This is a genomic window from uncultured Gemella sp., from assembly GCF_963529685.1.
Lineage (GTDB): Bacteria > Bacillota > Bacilli > Staphylococcales > Gemellaceae > Gemella.
This window is the reverse complement of record NZ_CAUSAI010000035.1, coordinates 1-18,184: the sequence shown is the minus strand read 5'-3', so window position 1 is coordinate 18,184 and position 18,184 is coordinate 1. Positions and strand designations below refer to the sequence as shown.

Sequence of the window (18,184 nt, the reverse complement as noted above, 5' to 3'; positions counted from 1 at the left end):
ACTTATTCTTTGAAAACTCAACTAGAACGAAACATAGTTTTGAGGTAGCTGAGCATAAACACAGATTGAATGTAATTAATTTTGAAGTAGCAACTTCATCGGTAAATAAAGGTGAAACTTTATACGACACTTGTAAAACATTAGAAATGTTAGGTTGCAATATGTTGGTTATCAGACATGGTCAAGACGCGTACTACAATGAACTGACAAACTTAAATATTCCGATTTTAAGTGGGGGAGATGGTAGTGGAGAACACCCAAGCCAATGTTTACTTGACTTAATGACGATGTACGAGAAGTTTGGAACGTTTGAAAATCTTAATGTAATTATCGCAGGGGATATAAAAAATTCTCGCGTAGCAAGAAGTAATTACAACATGTTAACTCGCCTAGGTGCTAAAGTCAGATTTGTTTGCCCTGATATTTTCAAAGACGAGACGCTTGGAGAAGTAGTAGACTTTGATAAAGTAGTTGGAGAAGTTGATGTTTGTATGCTTCTAAGAGTTCAACATGAAAGACATGATTCTAAGATGGGGCTAAGTAAAGATGAATACCATAATAATTTTGGATTAACTAAAGAACGTTATGAAAGATTAAAAGAATCTGCAATAGTGATGCATCCAGCACCTGTTAATAGAGATATGGAAATAGCTTCAGAACTAGTTGAAGCACCTAAATCGGTAATTTTTGAACAGATGAAAAATGGAATGTTCATGAGACAGGCAATGATAGAAAAAATAATTAAAGATAATAATTTATAAAGAGGAGAAGAATATGTTACTTTTAAAAAACGGTAAAATTTTAGAAAATGGTGTGTTAGTAGAAAGAGATATTTTAGTTGATGATAAAAAAATCGTAAAAATATCTGAGAAGATCGAAGAGAGTGGAGCTAAGGTATTAGACTTAGAAGGGAAATTTGTTTCACCAGGATTTATAGATGTCCACGTACACTGGAGAGAACCAGGATTTGAATACAAAGAAAACATTTATCATGCTTCAAGAGCAGCAGCTCGTGGGGGATTCACTACAGCAATGCCTATGCCAAACTTAAATCCAGTACCGGATAGCTATGAGAATTTAAAATTACAATTAGATATTATCGAACGTGATTCAGTAATTAGAGCAATACCATTCGGGGCTATAACAAAAGGGGAAGAAGGAAAAGAATACGCTGATTTTGAAGAATTAGCCGAGCATGTTTTTGCCTTTAGTGATGACGGTCGTGGAGTACAGGATGCTAATATGATGTATGAATCTATGATGGTTGCCGCTAAATTAAATAAAGCAATCGTAGCGCACTGTGAAGATAACTCATTAATCCGTGGAGGATGTATGCACTGCGGACGTAGAAGTCGCGAATTAGACTTACCAGGAATTCCTTCAGTTTGTGAAAGTGTTCAGATTGCACGTGATGTTCTTTTAGCTGAAGCAGCAGGATGTCACTACCACGTTTGTCACGTATCTACTAAAGAATCAGTTAGGGTAGTAAGAGAAGCTAAGGCAGCAGGAATTAAAGTAACTTGTGAAGTATGTCCTCACCATTTAATAAGTGATGAAATGGATATTCCAGAAGATAACGGAATATGGAAAATGAATCCACCGCTAAGAGCACGTGAAGATAGAAATGCTCTTATCGCAGGTCTATTAGATGGAACAATCGATGTAATAGCGACAGACCACGCACCACATGCTACTCATGAGAAAGACTTATCGATGAGAAAAGCTGCATTTGGAATTGTTGGAAGTGAAACAGCATTCAGTCAACTTTATACGAAGTTTGTTAAAACTGGAGTATTCTCACTAGATCTACTAGTTAAACTAATGACAGAAAAAGTTGCAGATACTTTCGATTTACCATATGGACGTTTAGAAGAAGGTGGTTTTGCAGATTTAGTAGTAATCGACTTAGAAAAATCACTAAAAATTGATCCAGAAAAATTCTTATCTAAAGGTAGAAACACACCGTACGTAGGAGAAGAAATTTATGGAATCCCAGTACTAACATTATGCGAAGGACAAGTTGCATACAAAGATAGCGATGTATTTGAAGTTTAAAGAATAAAAAACTTAGAAAGAGAGAACAAAGATGTACAGTTACGATAGACAATTAATTTTAGAAGATGGAACAGTATATAAAGGATATGGATTTGGTGCAAATAGAGCACTTGCGGGAGAAGTAGTATTTAATACAGGTATGACTGGATATCAAGAAACACTATCAGATCCATCGTACAATGGACAAATAGTAACCTTTACTTATCCATTAATCGGAAACTATGGAATTAACAGAGATGACTTTGAGACAATTAATCCTAGTATTAAAGGACTTATCGTTAGGGAAGTTTGTAAAAAACCATCTAACTTTAGAACAGAGTATAGTTTAGATGAGGTGTTGAAAGAACTTAACATTCCAGGGATTTCAGGAATTGATACACGTAGTTTAACAAGAAAAATAAGAGAACACGGGACAATCAAAGGAATAATCACTGATCTTTGCATGGATCCAGAAGAACAATTAGAAAATCTTAGAAAAATGGACTTACCGACAAATCAAATTGAACAAGTATCAACACAAAAAGCATTCTTATCTTCAGGAAATGGTTATAGAGTAGTACTAGTAGACCTTGGTATGAAATCAGGAATATTAAGAGAACTTAATGAACGTAATTGTGACATCGTTGTTGTACCTCACAATGTAACTGCTGCAGAAATTTTCAGACTTAATCCAGATGGAATTATGTTAAGTAATGGACCTGGGGATCCAGTAGATGTGCCAGAGACAATTGAGATGATTAAAGAAGTTATGCCGAAGATTCCAATTTTTGGAATTTGTATGGGGCATCAACTTATCGCATTAGCATCTGGAGCAAAAACTTATAAATTGAAATTTGGCCACCGTGGAGCAAACCACCCGGTTAAAAATTTATTAACAGGAAAAGTTGATATTACTTCACAAAACCATGGTTATAGTGTAGATATCGAATCATTAAAAGATACAGACTTAGAGCTTACACACCTGTCTGTAAATGATAAAACATGTGAAGGGATACGTCATAAGAAATACCCAGTATTTTCAGTGCAATACCACCCAGAAGCATCACCAGGGCCACACGATCCTAACTACTTATTCGATCAATTTATAGACAATATGAGAGAATTCAAAGAAAATAAATAGGAATTAACCTGAAAACCATCAAGTATCAATGCAAAACTAAGGAGAATAAAAATGCCAAAACGTAATGATATAAAAACAATATTAGTAATAGGATCTGGACCAATTACAATAGGTCAAGCTGCTGAGTTTGACTATGCAGGAACTCAAGCGTGTCTATCTTTAAGAGAAGAAGGGTATGAAGTTATCTTAGTTAACTCTAACCCAGCGACAATAATGACTGACAAAGAAATCGCTGATAAAGTTTATATGGAACCATTAACTCTTGAGTTTGTAAGTAAAATAATTAGAAAAGAAAGACCTGATGCATTACTTCCAACATTAGGAGGACAAGTGGGGCTAAACCTTGCTGTTGAACTTCATAAGAGTGGAGTACTAGATAAGTACGGAGTGGAATTATTAGGAACAAAATTAAGTTCTATTGAGCAAGCAGAAGATAGAGAATTATTCCGTAATCTAATGAATGAACTCAACGAACCAGTTCCAGAATCAGCAATTATTACAAATTTAGATGAAGCTAGAGATTTCGTTGCTGAAATAGGTTATCCTGTAATTGTTCGTCCTGCCTTTACGATGGGAGGAACAGGTGGTGGTATCTGTTACGATGAAAAAGATTTAGAAGAAATCGTAAGTAGTGGATTACACTATTCACCAGTTACTCAATGTTTATTAGAAAAATCTATCGCAGGATTTAAAGAAATTGAATACGAAGTAATGCGTGACTCTAACGATACAGCGATTGTTGTATGTAATATGGAAAATATTGACCCTGTAGGTATTCATACGGGAGACTCAGTAGTAGTAGCACCTTCTCAAACATTAACAGATAGAGAATACCACATGCTACGTAATGTATCATTAAAAATTATTAGAGCTTTAAAAATTGAAGGTGGATGCAACGTGCAACTTGCACTTGATCCAAATTCATTCAAATACTATATTATCGAAGTTAACCCAAGGGTATCACGTTCATCAGCTTTAGCTTCAAAAGCAACAGGATATCCAATTGCGAAAATCGCAGCAAAAATTGCAGTAGGTTTAACTCTTGATGAAATAATAAACCCAGTAACACAAAATTCATATGCATGTTTCGAACCAACACTTGACTATGTAGTAAGTAAAATTCCACGTTTCCCATTTGATAAATTTGAAAATGCGGATAGAAAATTAGGAACACAAATGAAAGCTACTGGTGAAGTAATGGCGATGGGTAGAACTTATGAAGAAAGTTTATTAAAAGCTATTCGTTCACTAGAATATGGAGTGCATCACCTAGGATTACCTAATGGAGATGATTTCACATTAGAAGAAATTATTGATAAGGTTAAACAAGCTGGAGATGAAAGATTATTCTTTATCGGAGAAGCCTTAAGACGTGGACAAAGCACAAAAGATATTCACGATATTACAAAAATTGATATGTTCTTCTTAGAGAAAATGCAAAATATCATTGATATCGAACATGAATTAAAAGACAATGTTGGAAATGTAGATTTACTAGAATATGCTAAAAAATATGGATTCTCTGACAAGGTAATTGCTCACAGATGGGGAGTGACTGAAGATGATATCTATAACCTTCGTCAAGAAAATAAAATTACTCCAGTATTCAAAATGGTTGATACATGTGCAGCTGAGTTCGTTTCAGAAACACCTTATTTCTACTCAAGTTATGAGCAAGAGGAAGAATCAATCGTTAGCGATAAGAAAAAAATTGTTGTGTTAGGATCTGGACCTATTAGAATCGGACAAGGGGTTGAGTTCGACTATGCTACAGTTCACGCAGTAATGGCGATTAAAGATGCAGGATATGAAGCAATCATAGTTAATAATAACCCAGAAACAGTTTCTACAGACTTTACAATTTCTGATAAACTGTACTTTGAGCCACTTACTGAAGAAGATGTAATGGCGATAATTAATCATGAAAATCCACTTGGTGTAGTAGTTCAATTCGGTGGACAAACAGCGATTAACCTAGCGGCTAAATTAGAAAAACACGGCGTGAAAATTCTAGGTACTGCTTTAGAAGAAATTGATAATGCAGAAGATAGAGATAAATTTGAAGAATTATTACATAAACTAGATATTCCACAACCACTTGGAAAAACTGCATTTGATGTAGAAACAGCAGTTAAAAATGCAGAAGAAATTGGATACCCAGTATTAGTAAGACCATCATATGTACTTGGTGGACGAGCTATGGAAATAGTTTATGAAGAAGCTGAATTACGTCGTTATATGAAAACAGCGGTGAAACTTACACCAGAGCATCCAGTACTAACTGACAGATATTTAGTTGGTCGTGAAATAGAAGTAGATGCTATTAGTGATGGTGAGACAGTAATTATTCCAGGTATTATGGAACATATTGAAAGAGCAGGGGTTCACTCTGGAGACTCAATAGCAGTATACCCACCTCAAACATTAACAGAAGGTGAAAAAGCTAAGTTAATAGAATATACAATTAAATTAGCAAAAGGATTAAACATTGTTGGACTATTAAATATCCAATATGTAATAAGTAAAGGGGAAGTATTCGTACTAGAAGTTAACCCACGAAGCTCAAGAACTGTACCATTCTTAAGTAAAATTACAGGAGTTCCGATGGCAAAACTTGCTGCTGGAGCTATCATTGGGGAAACACTTAAATCTAAAGGTTATGAAACTGAGCTATTACCAGAAAGTGAACATATCTATACTAAAGTACCAGTGTTTAGTTTCCAAAAACTAAAAGATGTTGATACTACTCTTGGACCTGAGATGAAATCAACTGGAGAAGTAATGGGAAGTGATAGAACTCTAGAAAAATCACTTTATAAAGGACTTCTTGCAGCAGGAATCAAGGTAAGTGATCAAGGAAATATCTTATTCACAATTAGTGACGATGATAAAGAAGAAGCATTAAATATAGCAAAACGTTTCTTCAGCTTAGGATACAACCTATTAGCGACAGAAGGAACAGCTAAGTACTTAGATGAAAATGGATTAAGAGTTACACCAGTAGGAAAAATTAATCAAAGTGATTACAGTGTACTTGACGCTATATATAATGGAGATGTGGATGTTGTAGTTAACACTACTTCAAAAGATAAAGATGTAACAAAAGACGGATTCAAGATTCGTCGTGTAGCGAGTGAGCAAGAGGTTGTATGTTTAACATCACTAGATACAGCAGATGCGCTACTAAAAGTACTAGAATCAATCTCATTTGATATATTACCACTATAAAAAATAAAAAGAAGAAGGGGAGTTTATTCCCTTCTTCTTACAAAAAGGAGCATTGGATGGATACTTATATAGCAACAGTAATTAGTAATGAACAAATTGCGGATAAAATATTCAGAATTGAATTACAAGGTGACGTAGTCAAAGAGATGAACACGCCTGGACAATTTGTAAATATTAAAGTAAGCAACAGCTATGAGTTTTTATTAAGAAGACCTATTTCAATTTGTGAAATTAATAAAGAAAAAAATACATTTGTGATGATTTATAGAGCAGATGGAGCAGGTACTAAGAAAATATCTGAATTAGAAACAGGTAATTTAGTAGATGTATTAGGACCATTAGGAAAAGGATATGATGTTTATACGCTAGAAGAAGGGCAAACTGCATTGCTAGTAGGTGGAGGGATTGGAGCACCACCATTATATGAGCTGGCAAAGCAATTTAGAAAACAAGGGGTAAACACTGTACATATTTTAGGTTTTAATAATGTGAAAGATGTGTTTTATGAAGAAAAATTTGCAGAGCTTGGTACAACTTATGTTGCAACAGCTGATGGAAGTTACGGAGAAAAAGGTTTTGTTACTGATGTTATAAAAAATTATGAAGTTGACTATGATAAGTATTATAGTTGTGGTCCATTTGCTATGTTAAAAGCATTAACTAAGATGGATGAAGAAAAGATGGGGTATATTTCTTTAGAAGAAAGAATGGCCTGTGGAGTTGGTGCATGTTATGCATGTGTTTGCGAAAAAATCGATGGTTCTATCTCACGTGTATGTTACGATGGACCAGTATATGATTCGAAAGAAATAGCATTATAGGAGGAATTTATGAGCAAAAGATTACGAGTGAGATTACCGGGATTAGATTTAAAAAATCCTGTAATACCAGCATCTGGATGCTTTGCATTCGGTCTAGAATATGCTAATTTTTATGATTTAAGTAAGCTTGGTGCGATTATGATTAAGGCAGCTACTAAAGAACCGCGTTTTGGTAATCCTACACCACGTGTAGCGGAGACATCTAGTGGGATGTTGAATGCAATAGGTCTACAAAATCCTGGGGTGCATGAGATATTAGAAACTAAATTAAAAGACTTAGAAAAATATGATGTTCCTATTATTGCTAATGTGGCAGGAAGTGAAATAGATGATTATGTTTATGTAGCAGAGCATATAAGTAAAGCACCAAATGTTCATGCTTTAGAGTTAAATATATCTTGTCCTAATGTAAAACATGGTGGAATTCAGTTCGGAACAGATCCTGAAACAGCTAAAAACTTAACTAGAAAAGTTAAAGAAGTATCTAGTGTACCTGTTTATGTAAAACTTTCACCTAATGTTACTGACATCGTAGCGATGGCAAAAGCAGTAGAAGAAGGCGGAGCTGATGGTATTACAATGATAAATACCTTAGTAGGTGTACGGTTAGATAAAAAGACTGGGAAACCAATTATTGCGAATGTAACTGGTGGATTATCAGGACCAGCGGTAAAACCTGTAGCTATAAGAATGATTTATCAGGTGAGCCAAGCAGTAAACATTCCTATTATAGGTATGGGAGGAATTATGGATGAGTGGGATGTAATCGACTTTATCTCTGCTGGAGCTAGTGCGGTAGCAGTAGGTACAGCGAACTTTGCAGATCCATATGCCTGTCCAAAAATTATTGATAAATTAGAAGCAGCACTTGATGAATTAGGAGTAGAACATATATTAGAACTTCGTGGTCGTGCATATAAATAAAAAGGAGAAATATTATGAATAAAGATGTAATAATAGCGTTAGATTTTCCAACTTTGGAAGATACTTTAAATTTTTTAGAAAAATTTGGTGAAGAAAAACTATTTGTAAAAGTAGGGATGGAATTATACCTACAAAATGGACCTGTTGTTATTGAAAAAATTAAAGAATTAGGACATAAGATATTCTTAGATCTTAAACTACATGATATTCCTAATACAGTTTATGGTGCGACAAAAGGATTAGCGAAATTCAAAGTTGATATTCTTACAGTACATGCTGCAGGAGGTTATGAAATGCTAAAAGCAGCAAAAAGAGGAATGGTTGAAGGTGGTAGTGTAGATACTAATGTAATAGCAATAACACAATTAACTTCAACATCAGAAGAGGCGATGAAAGACGAGCAAATGATAGCTGTCTCTCTAGAAGAGAGTGTAATTAATTATGCTAAACTAGCTAAAAAAGCAGGACTTGATGGAGTAGTTTCATCAGTTTGGGAAGTAAGATTAATTAGAGAAAACTGTGGAGATGACTTCTTAAAAGTAACTCCAGGAATAAGATTAGAAACAGATGAAGTAGGAGATCAAAAACGTGTAGCGACTCCAACTGTTGCTAATGAAGAAGGAAGTACACATATCGTGGTTGGACGTTCTATAACTAAATCAGAAAACCCACTTGAAGTTTATAAATTAATAAAAAGTCAATTCGTAAAATAAATGTTAAAAATATAGATACGGTAAAGGAGAAAAACATGGTATTAGAAAGAAAAATAGCAAAACACTTATTAGATATTGAAGCAGTAGCATTAAGACCAAATGATTATTTCACTTGGACATCTGGAATTAAATCACCAATTTACTGTGATAACAGAATTACAATGTCATACCCTGTGATTCGTCGTGAAATAGCTGCAGGAATGAGTGAAGTAATTAAAGCTAAATTCCCAGAAGTAGAAGTGGTTGCTGGTACGGCGACAGCGGGTATTCCACACGCTGCATGGGTAAGTGAAGTATTAGATTTACCTATGATCTACGTTAGGGACTCAGCTAAAAAACACGGTAAAACAAATCAAATCGAAGGTAGATTACTAGAAGGACAAAAAGTTGTTATTATTGAAGACTTAATCTCAACTGGATTATCTTCATTAAAAGTAGCTAAAGCTCTAGAGGAAGCAGGAGCAGCAGTCTTAGGAGTAGTGGCAATATTTAGTTATGAACTTAAAAAAGCACAAGATGCTTTTGTAGCAGATAAGGTAGAGTATCATACATTAACTAACTATAACTACTTAATCGAAGAAGCGGTAGCAAGTGATTATATCAAACAAGAAGATGTAGAAAAACTTCTTGAGTGGAGAAATAATTTATAGGAAATTTCCCAATAAAATTTATTTTAAAACTAAAGGTGTAACATAGATAGAGATGTCTAAGTTGCACCTTTTCATAACATTATTTTTATTTGCTGATCTATTGTTTTTTCACCTCTTTTATATAAAATAAAACACGGCTTACAAATAAATGTAGACCGTGCTTATGCGACTAGAAGTTCGCAGTACATTCTAGTACTATACCTTATTTACATTTTAGCATTTTTTGTTGATTTTTCATCGCAATTTAATTTTTTGGAATTTATTTTTCGTAATAATTTGACTTTAACGTATAACTCAAATGCATGAAAATCCATCTTACTGATTTATATTTTGTCTGGTAAAGAGAGTATATATCATTTTAAAAATAAAAAAAAATTTTTAGAATTTCCGAAAAAAAACTTTAGTATAATTATATATAAATAACATTTTTGATATATTTGAAAAATATATAATTTAATAATTTTATTTATTTTGTAAAAAATATTAAATTATAAAAAATAGTTATTTTTATTTTACTAGTTTTAATATTTATATATACCTTATTTGATGTAAATATTAAAATATATATTACATATAATTATGAAAGAAATAAAATTATTATTTTTATTAATATTTTTATTGAAAATAAATAGATTTAGTAGTATTATAGAAGTGTGAGATATATTAAAATTTTATTATTTAATATATTTTTAGGCAGTGGTTTGGGTATTGATAATTAAAATGTAATAATTAAAGAGTGAGAAATTATGGAAGAAATAAAAAAAACATATATTTTTAAAAATTTTTTATGGGGGAGAGATTGTATAATCAAATTAGACGAAAGATTATATTTAAAGATATGATGTTAATTTAATTATATCAATTTAGGATGTAAGAAGGAGGTTAAATATGGATTACAGGTATAGTAAATTTATATTAGTGTACTTAATTATAGCAGAATTTATTGCTTGTTTTTTGGCGTATTGTGGTCATTTAAATGGAGAATTGATAGGATATTATATTATGATCTTACCAAGCTCTAGTATAGCGATAATAAAGTTTTTTAACAAATGTGAAAAATTAATAATTTTTGACTATATTATATTTGTTTATTTTACTATTTTCAATGTGTGTATTATTGCACACTTTATAATGCTATATAATGGATTAGACGCACAAAAATTTTTAAATGAATTCTTACTAAATTTAGGTTGTATTGCCAGTTTAGCGGTATTAGTGGATTCATTTATTCATAGCAATGATAAAAATTATAAATTAGATATTTTTAGGAATTTAGCTAAAGGGTTTTACTACTTATTTGCGATATTATTCTTGAACATAATTTTAATAATTTTATTTAGATTTGATTATTCTAATATACTAAAAGTAGTGATTATTTCATTTTTCTCTATAGCAAGTGTAAATATATTTTTCTTAGGTGAGGAATATTGTTGGAGAGGGTATTTACAGGGTATGCTTCAACAAAAGTTTGGAAAAAGAAAAGGTATTTTATTACTCAGCTTTATTTGGGAGTCATGGCATATTCCCCTATGGTATACATATTATAAAGTTGATTTTATTGGTAATATAGTACGTTATTTAGCTGTACTAGGACTTACTATTGTTATAGGATATATATATATATATGAAAACGAGAAATTTGTGGATATGTTCTTTGATTCATTTCATGAATAACTCAATTTCAGGGGCGATTGGAAGCGTTGAAGTAAATAAAGAAACATTATTTATTGCATCTAACTTGGGTTACTTAATAATAATTTTATCATTTTTTTATATAATTATATTTTCAATGAAAGAGTTTAGAGATACATAAAAATTATATTTCGATTATATTAATAGTCTTGCAATAATAGATAATGAAGATAAAAAATAATGAAACACAATGATTTTGACTTAGATTTAAAGAAAGTATCAGTCGATGAAAATGAAATAGAAGCAAGCGCAAGAACAATTGTGACGACCACAATTGTATTGTCAGCATTAAATAAGTGTACATCTGCAGTAAATCCGACTGGTGGTATGACCCAAGGATGTTGTAATGGAAATGTTGAAAAGATAGAAACTGAGAGTAAATTACGTTGTCAGTAGTCTAGTTTAGTAATAATATATTGCAAGACGTGATGTAATAGGTAAGTCTGTTGAATCAAACAGACTTACTTTTAGTTTGTTCAATAACTCATGATAGCGATTATCAATGACTTATGGTATAATTATAGTATTAATATAAAGCAGTGAGGTAATGAGAAATGGATAATATTATAGATGTAAGTATACCAGTTGCACAAGTTATTGATGAACACCCAGAAGTATTGGATATTTTAGTAGATTTAGGGTTTAAGCCTTTGGCTAATCCTATTATGAGAAATACTGTAGGTAGAAAGACTTCACTTAGAATGGGTTCGAAATTGGCAGGGATTAAACTTGAAACAATTATTGCTACATTAGAAGCTAACGGGTATGAAGTAGTAGGATTAGACTAATGGCTACAAAGAGAATTGAAGTTTTACGTGATATATTATTACGACTTCATAAAGGTGAGTCTGCCGAATCTGTTCAAGATGAATTCAATGAACATTTTTCAGGAGTATCTGCGATTGAGATATCGTTAATGGAGCATGAGCTTATGAATTCTGATTCTGGCGTAACTTTTGAAGATGTTATGAAGTTATGTAATGTACATGCTAATTTGTTTAAAGGTGCGATAAAAACTGTAGAAGTTGAAGATAGTGAGCATCCAGGACATCCAGTTCAAGTGTTTAAACAAGAAAATTTAGCTTTAAGAGCTGCGATTATTCGAGTTCGTCGAATTTTAGATAATTATGCTAAATTAGATGAAGGTGACACAAAAGTAGCAGTTTTAAGAGGATTACTTCGTCAGTTGCAATTATTAGGACAATTTGATATTCATTATAAACGCAAAGAAGAACTTATGTTTCCTATAATGGAGAGATATGGACATGATGCACCACCTAAGGTTATGTGGGGTGTTGATGATGAAATAAGAGATTTGTTTAAACTAGCAAAAGAAGAAGCGGAAAAACTACCAAATGCAGAGATAGTTGTCGTTAAAGAAAAGTTTGAAGTTTTTGTTAAAGAATTTGAAGAAATGATCTTTAAAGAAGAGTCGATTCTTCTGATGATATTACTAGAAACATTTACTCAAGATGATTGGTTGAGTATAGCTAAAGACAGTGATGCTTATGGTTATGCAATAATTCGACCTCGAGAAGAGTGGATACCTCATAGAGAAGATTTTGAAACTAAAATTACTAGTGAAGACAGTGAAGTAATAGAAGTAACCGAAGGGGAATTAACGAAAGTAATTCAAACTCCTGAAGGAGAGTTCACTATTACCTATAAACCAAAAGAAGTTAAAGAAGAAACTTTAAATAGAGATATACCTCAGAAAATCGGAAATGGTTATCTATCATTAAATCAAATTGATTTAATATTAAATCATTTGCCTATGGAAATTACCTTTGTTAATAAAGAGGAAATCTTCCAATATTATAATAATCATTGTTCAGAAGAAGAGATGATTTTCAAACGCACGCCAGGGCAAGTAGGTAGAAATGTAGAACTATGTCATCCACCAAAGTATCTAGAGAAAGTTAAAACTATAATGAAAAACTTGCGAGAAAGAAAAAAAGACAAGTATGAAATGTGGTTTAAATCAGAATCAAGAGGGAAGTTTGTTCATGTTACTTATGCAGGTGTTTATGATGAAAATGGTGAATTTCAAGGAGTATTAGAATATGTTCAGGATATAGCTCCTTATAGAGAAATAGACAGTGATTATTATAGGGGAATAGAATAAGATAAAAAAGAGAGAGACTTAAAAATCAATTTTTTGAGTCTCTCTCTATATTTTTTTACGAATATATTTTATCAAGTACATTTTTTCTTAATTTTCTTGTTGCGAGAATCAACAGTATAATTAATATTAGAGAATATATTATTCCTACTATATTTGCTGATGATGGCAGCATAGCGATTAAGAAAAATGTCACGACATTAAGTAGTACTAATAATAAAATAGCTCCGAAAGCTAAAATAGTTAATAGTACTTGATTTATTGAACTACGATTAGCTAAATCTGTGATAGTGTTCCAGTTTAGATATAATTTTTTATAGTCGCTTGTATAACTATAGAAAGAAAAGACAATACTTGAAATAATATAAGATATTATTGTTACAATTGCTAATAAGATTGGTGTTTTAGTTATAATTAACATCGCAATCAGAGCAAATAATCCAAATCCAAGTTGTAATAAGGTAGCTATTGCTAATTTAATTTTTAGATATTCTTTAAAATCTAATGGAAGAGATTTTAAAAAATAGTAATCTTGTTTTTCTAGTGAAATTGCTATACTTGTAAAATTCATAGGATTAGAATTAATGTACAATGCTAATGTAAATCCTATAGTCATAGCTACTGGGTAGAATATAGGTGGTAGTGTAATACCTCCGTGCTTTCTAATTTCTATAATTGGAATTACAAATATACCAAGTGTAATTATAAGATTAGTAAATACAGTTGACGAAATTGTACTGTTTAACAATAGTTTTAAATTTCTCTTAATTAGTTTAGAAAATAGTGTAGTTGATGTACTATTAGTATTTTCTTTGATTTTTACAGCTTTAGAACTAGATGTGTATGTATTACCAGATATTCTATATAAGTCTTTCATATATTTTCTTATTACAAATATATATGTAGTAAAGAAAGAAATAAGTGCTAAGATAATAGCTACTATTAAGTAAGTATAAGTCTTAGAAATATCTAATACGAGTATATTTAAAAATAAATCTCCTGAATAATCAGAATCAAAACTTTTAAAAGTATGAGCAAAATTAAATATGTATCCTGTGAAGAATATCAACGTAATTAATATTGTAGCTGCATTAACTTTCCCTTTATTCTTCTTAAAATTTGGGATATAAGTAATAAATGAAAGTAGTGTCATAATAGAACATATTAAAGTAATCATAAATGCAAAACTATATACTAATACGAAGAAAAATTTTTGAATTGAAAACTCTGCATTTAATCCAATAATCAAGTTTATAACTATTAAAGGAGTAAAATTACTAATAACTTGTGAAAGTAGAGTGAACAATTTACTAAAAAATATTTCAGATCCTGTAACAGGTAAGTGAATAATTGCTAATGTATCATCACTTTCGTAAAACATATTGATAAAATTATTTAAAATCTGAATAAACACTAATAATAAAATAAAGAAAAGTATATTTCGATATCCCGATCCAGAAAAGTTAAAACCACGAGAAAATATTGAAAATAAAAATAAAATATGTAAGAAATTGAAAAAATTAAGCATTAAAACATTTCTAAAAAGATTATGTCTTATATCGTTCTTTTCACTAAATTTTTTTCTGTATTTTATTCTTTGAGGTGAAAAACTATAAAGTAGATTCGTTAAAAATAATTCTTTTACAACATTGAATCTCATATCTAATCACCACCTAAAATATTTGAATTTGAATTTTTTACTATATTAAGATAAATTTCTTCTAAACTATCTCCCTCAAATTGTTCTTTAAGCTCATTAAGTGTACCAATAAAAACTAGTTTTCCTTTGCTGAGAATACCTATTCTGTCGCATAGATGTTCAGCGACCTCCAAGACATGGGTAGAGAATAGAACACTATTTCCTTTTGAAGCGTGCTCTTTCATTAAGTTTTTTAAATCAAATGCAGCTTGTGGATCTAATCCAGTCATCGGTTCATCCATAATCCAGAATTTAGGTTCTGATAATAGGGCACCAATTACGAATACTTTTTGTCTCATACCGTGAGAAAAAGAACTAATTTCTTGGTGTTCAACTCCTACCATATTAAATAATTTGCAGTATCTATTAAGGATATCATCTCTTGTTTTATTATCAATTTCATATATGCTAGCGACTAATGACCAATATTCAAAAGCTGATAATGTAAGAAACATATCGGGTGAATCAGGTACATAGCCAATTTGCTTTTTACACGCTAATCTATTATTTTTTAAAAGTAGATTATTAAAATATATATCACCCGAAGTAGGCTCTAATATACTAACTAGAGATTTGATTGTAGTTGACTTACCAGCTCCGTTATGCCCGATAAGCCCGAATATTTCTCCATCATTGATTGTAAAACTTAAATCATCAACAGCGCACTTTGTATCAAATTTTACGGTAAGATTTTTAATTTCTATCATAGATTTCCCTCCATATGTATTAAGTTAATTAAATTATATAACTAACAAAAGAAATTAGCAATATAAAAATCATTCTAATTTCGATAATTATTCTATTATGAGTTAAATAATATATGATATGAATAGTAGCAAGGAACACCTGGTATAGTGTATAATAAATCTAATGATGAAACACCTGGAAGTGTTTATTTATAAGTTAAAAATGATACACCTGGTTAAGTGTGAAAATAGAATGTGATAATGGCAAGTAAAAAAGATATAAAAAATTTTAAAAAAGTGTTGACAAGAAAAAATAAAAGTGGTATTATTTAGTACGTGAGTGTTACGGCACTCTGTGTAAAGCCACTAAGGCTTATAAAAAATTTAAAAATGTGATACACCTGGATAGGTGATTCACAAATAAACAGGGAAGGAGGAAATCAGGAAAATGCCAACTATTAACCAATTAGTTCGTAAACCTCGTAAATCAAAAGTATCAAAATCAGATTCACCAGCACTTAACAAAGGTTACAACTCTCAAAGAAAGAAAGAAACTAACATTTCTTCACCACAAAAACGTGGAGTTTGTACTCGTGTTGGGACTATGACACCTAAAAAACCTAACTCAGCTTTACGTAAATATGCACGTGTTCGTTTATCAAACCAAATCGAAGTAACAGCATATATCCCAGGTATCGGACACAACCTACAAGAACACAGTGTTGTACTTATTCGTGGAGGACGTGTAAAAGACTTACCAGGGGTACGTTACCACATCATCCGTGGAGCTTTAGATACTGCTGGAGTTAACGACCGTAAACAAGGACGTTCACTATACGGTGCTAAAAGACCAAAAGAGAAAAAATAATAAAAGATAAAATTTGATAAAAAGAATTCGTGAAAGGAGGCAGACACTATGCCACGTAAAGGTCCAGTTGCAAAACGTGATGTTTTGCCAGATCCAATTTATAACTCAAAATTAGTTACAAAATTGATTAACAAATTAATGCTAGATGGGAAACGCGGTACAGCACAAAGAATTTTATATTCTGCGTTTGATTTAATTAAAGAAAAATCAGGACGTGATGCTATGGAAGTTTTCGAAGAAGCATTAAACAACATTATGCCAGTTCTTGAAGTTCGTGCTCGTCGTGTTGGTGGTTCTAACTACCAAGTACCAGTAGAAGTACGTGCTGAAAGAAGAACTACATTAGGTCTACGTTGGTTAGTTAACTATTCTCGTTTAAGAGGAGAAAAAACTATGGAACAACGTTTAGCTAATGAAATTTTAGACGCAGCAAATAACACTGGTTCAGCTGTTAAGAAACGTGAAGATACTCACAAAATGGCTGAAGCTAACAAAGCATTTGCTCACTATCGTTGGTAATTATAGGGTGAATATCAAGCTATTTCATAGCTTGAGTTTTTCACTATAAAAGACAAATTACTCAAAACATTTAAAAATTTATGAAAGGAGAAAATTGACTCATGACTAGAGCATTTTCTTTAAAAGATACTCGTAATATCGGTATCATGGCTCACATCGACGCAGGTAAAACTACTGCTACAGAGCGTATTTTGTTCTACACTGGGAAAATCCACAAAATCGGAGATACTCACGATGGTAACTCTCAAATGGACTGGATGGAACAAGAACAAGAACGTGGTATCACTATTACATCTGCTGCAACAACTGCTCAATGGAAAAATCACCGTATTAACATCATTGATACACCGGGACACGTAGACTTCACAGTTGAGGTTGAACGTTCACTTCGTGTACTTGATGGATCAGTAGCAGTATTAGATGCACAATCAGGTGTTGAACCACAAACAGAAACAGTTTGGCGCCAAGCTACAACTTATGGAGTTCCTCGTATTGTATTCGTTAACAAAATGGATAAAACAGGAGCAGACTTCCTATACTCTGTAAGAACAATACACGACAGATTACAAGCTAACGCACACCCAATTCAACTTCCAATCGGAGCTGAAGACTTATTCGAAGGTGTAATCGACCTTGTTGAGATGAAAGCTATCTACAACGAAGGTAGCGTTGGGGAAAATCTTGTTGAAAAAGAAATCCCAGCTGAATACCAAGATCAAGCTGAAGAATACCGTGAAAAACTTATCGAAGCTGTTGCAGAATTTGATGAAGACTTCATGGAAAAATACTTAGGCGGAGAAGAAATTACAATTGACGAGCTTAAAGCTGCAATTCGTAAAGCTACATTATCAGTAGAATTCTTCCCTGTAGTATGTGGATCAGCCTTCAAATATAAAGGTGTACAACCAATGCTAGATGCAGTAGTAGAATACTTACCATCTCCATTAGATGTACCAGCAATTAAAGGTATTGATCCAAACACTGATGAAGAAACAGAAAGACACTCTTCTGACGAAGAGCCATTCGCAGCCCTAGCTTTCAAAGTTATGACTGACCCATTCGTAGGGAAACTTACTTTCTTCCGTGT

General features: G+C 32.1%; 17 protein-coding genes. 15 read left to right on the top strand and 2 right to left on the bottom strand.

Annotation, left to right across the window (positions count from 1 at the left end):
* The 12 genes from RWS90_RS06115 to RWS90_RS06060 all read left to right on the top strand — a co-directional run.
* The coding region (locus RWS90_RS06115; protein WP_314549600.1) for an aspartate carbamoyltransferase catalytic subunit at positions 1 to 761 on the top strand (761 nt) is incomplete at its 5' end.
* A 13-nt stretch (positions 762 to 774) separates the two neighbouring features.
* A complete protein-coding gene (locus RWS90_RS06110; RefSeq protein ID WP_314549598.1) occupies positions 775 to 2,055 on the top strand; it encodes a dihydroorotase in 1,281 nt (426 codons plus the stop codon).
* Positions 2,056 to 2,086: 31 nt separating this feature from the next.
* The gene (gene carA / locus RWS90_RS06105) at positions 2,087 to 3,175 is read left to right on the top strand and encodes a glutamine-hydrolyzing carbamoyl-phosphate synthase small subunit (protein WP_314549596.1); all 1,089 of its coding nucleotides are present in this window, start codon (positions 2,087 to 2,089) and stop codon (positions 3,173 to 3,175) included.
* 51 nt (positions 3,176 to 3,226) lie between these two features.
* Positions 3,227 to 6,403 (top strand): carbamoyl-phosphate synthase large subunit, encoded by a 3,177-nt coding sequence (gene carB / locus RWS90_RS06100; protein WP_314549594.1) that lies wholly within the window; start codon positions 3,227 to 3,229, stop codon positions 6,401 to 6,403.
* A 56-nt stretch (positions 6,404 to 6,459) separates the two neighbouring features.
* Positions 6,460 to 7,224: a dihydroorotate dehydrogenase electron transfer subunit gene (locus RWS90_RS06095; RefSeq protein WP_314549592.1), complete on the top strand. Its 765-nt coding sequence runs from the start codon at positions 6,460 to 6,462 to the stop codon at positions 7,222 to 7,224.
* A 9-nt stretch (positions 7,225 to 7,233) separates the two neighbouring features.
* On the top strand, positions 7,234 to 8,148 hold the full coding sequence (locus RWS90_RS06090) for a dihydroorotate dehydrogenase (protein ID WP_314549591.1): 915 nt from the start codon (positions 7,234 to 7,236) through the stop codon (positions 8,146 to 8,148).
* Positions 8,149 to 8,162: 14 nt separating this feature from the next.
* Positions 8,163 to 8,861 (top strand): orotidine-5'-phosphate decarboxylase, encoded by a 699-nt coding sequence (gene pyrF, locus RWS90_RS06085; protein ID WP_314549588.1) that lies wholly within the window; start codon positions 8,163 to 8,165, stop codon positions 8,859 to 8,861.
* Between the two features lie 35 nt (positions 8,862 to 8,896).
* Entirely contained in the window at positions 8,897 to 9,511 is a 615-nt protein-coding gene (gene pyrE / locus RWS90_RS06080; RefSeq protein ID WP_314549585.1) for an orotate phosphoribosyltransferase, read from the top strand.
* Between the two features lie 888 nt (positions 9,512 to 10,399).
* Complete coding sequence (locus RWS90_RS06075; RefSeq protein WP_314549583.1) at positions 10,400 to 11,185, top strand: CPBP family intramembrane glutamic endopeptidase; 786 nt, start codon at positions 10,400 to 10,402, stop codon at positions 11,183 to 11,185.
* Between the two features lie 198 nt (positions 11,186 to 11,383).
* Positions 11,384 to 11,599 (top strand): hypothetical protein, encoded by a 216-nt coding sequence (locus tag RWS90_RS06070; RefSeq protein WP_314549581.1) that lies wholly within the window; start codon positions 11,384 to 11,386, stop codon positions 11,597 to 11,599.
* A gap of 158 nt (positions 11,600 to 11,757) precedes the next feature.
* On the top strand, positions 11,758 to 11,991 hold the full coding sequence (locus tag RWS90_RS06065) for a DUF1858 domain-containing protein (RefSeq protein WP_314549579.1): 234 nt from the start codon (positions 11,758 to 11,760) through the stop codon (positions 11,989 to 11,991).
* Positions 11,991 to 13,328: a DUF438 domain-containing protein gene (locus tag RWS90_RS06060; RefSeq protein ID WP_314549576.1), complete on the top strand. Its 1,338-nt coding sequence runs from the start codon at positions 11,991 to 11,993 to the stop codon at positions 13,326 to 13,328. The genes RWS90_RS06065 and RWS90_RS06060 overlap by 1 nt, the downstream gene beginning before the upstream one ends.
* Before the next feature lie 55 nt (positions 13,329 to 13,383).
* Here RWS90_RS06060 and RWS90_RS06055 read toward each other — a convergent pair whose 3' ends face one another.
* Positions 13,384 to 14,985, bottom strand: a complete 1,602-nt coding sequence (locus RWS90_RS06055; protein ID WP_314549575.1) for a hypothetical protein — start codon at positions 14,983 to 14,985, stop codon at positions 13,384 to 13,386.
* A gap of 2 nt (positions 14,986 to 14,987) precedes the next feature.
* A complete protein-coding gene (locus RWS90_RS06050) occupies positions 14,988 to 15,731 on the bottom strand; it encodes an ABC transporter ATP-binding protein (protein WP_314549573.1) in 744 nt (247 codons plus the stop codon).
* A gap of 427 nt (positions 15,732 to 16,158) precedes the next feature.
* Between RWS90_RS06050 and rpsL the strand changes: the two genes are divergently transcribed.
* From rpsL to RWS90_RS06035, 3 genes are all read left to right on the top strand, one after another.
* On the top strand, positions 16,159 to 16,578 hold the full coding sequence (gene rpsL, locus RWS90_RS06045) for a 30S ribosomal protein S12 (RefSeq protein WP_060914140.1): 420 nt from the start codon (positions 16,159 to 16,161) through the stop codon (positions 16,576 to 16,578).
* A 48-nt stretch (positions 16,579 to 16,626) separates the two neighbouring features.
* On the top strand, positions 16,627 to 17,097 hold the full coding sequence (rpsG, locus tag RWS90_RS06040) for a 30S ribosomal protein S7 (RefSeq protein ID WP_003144697.1): 471 nt from the start codon (positions 16,627 to 16,629) through the stop codon (positions 17,095 to 17,097).
* A 101-nt stretch (positions 17,098 to 17,198) separates the two neighbouring features.
* On the top strand, positions 17,199 to 18,184 hold a 986-nt coding region (locus RWS90_RS06035; RefSeq protein ID WP_314549571.1), incomplete at its 3' end, for a GTP-binding protein.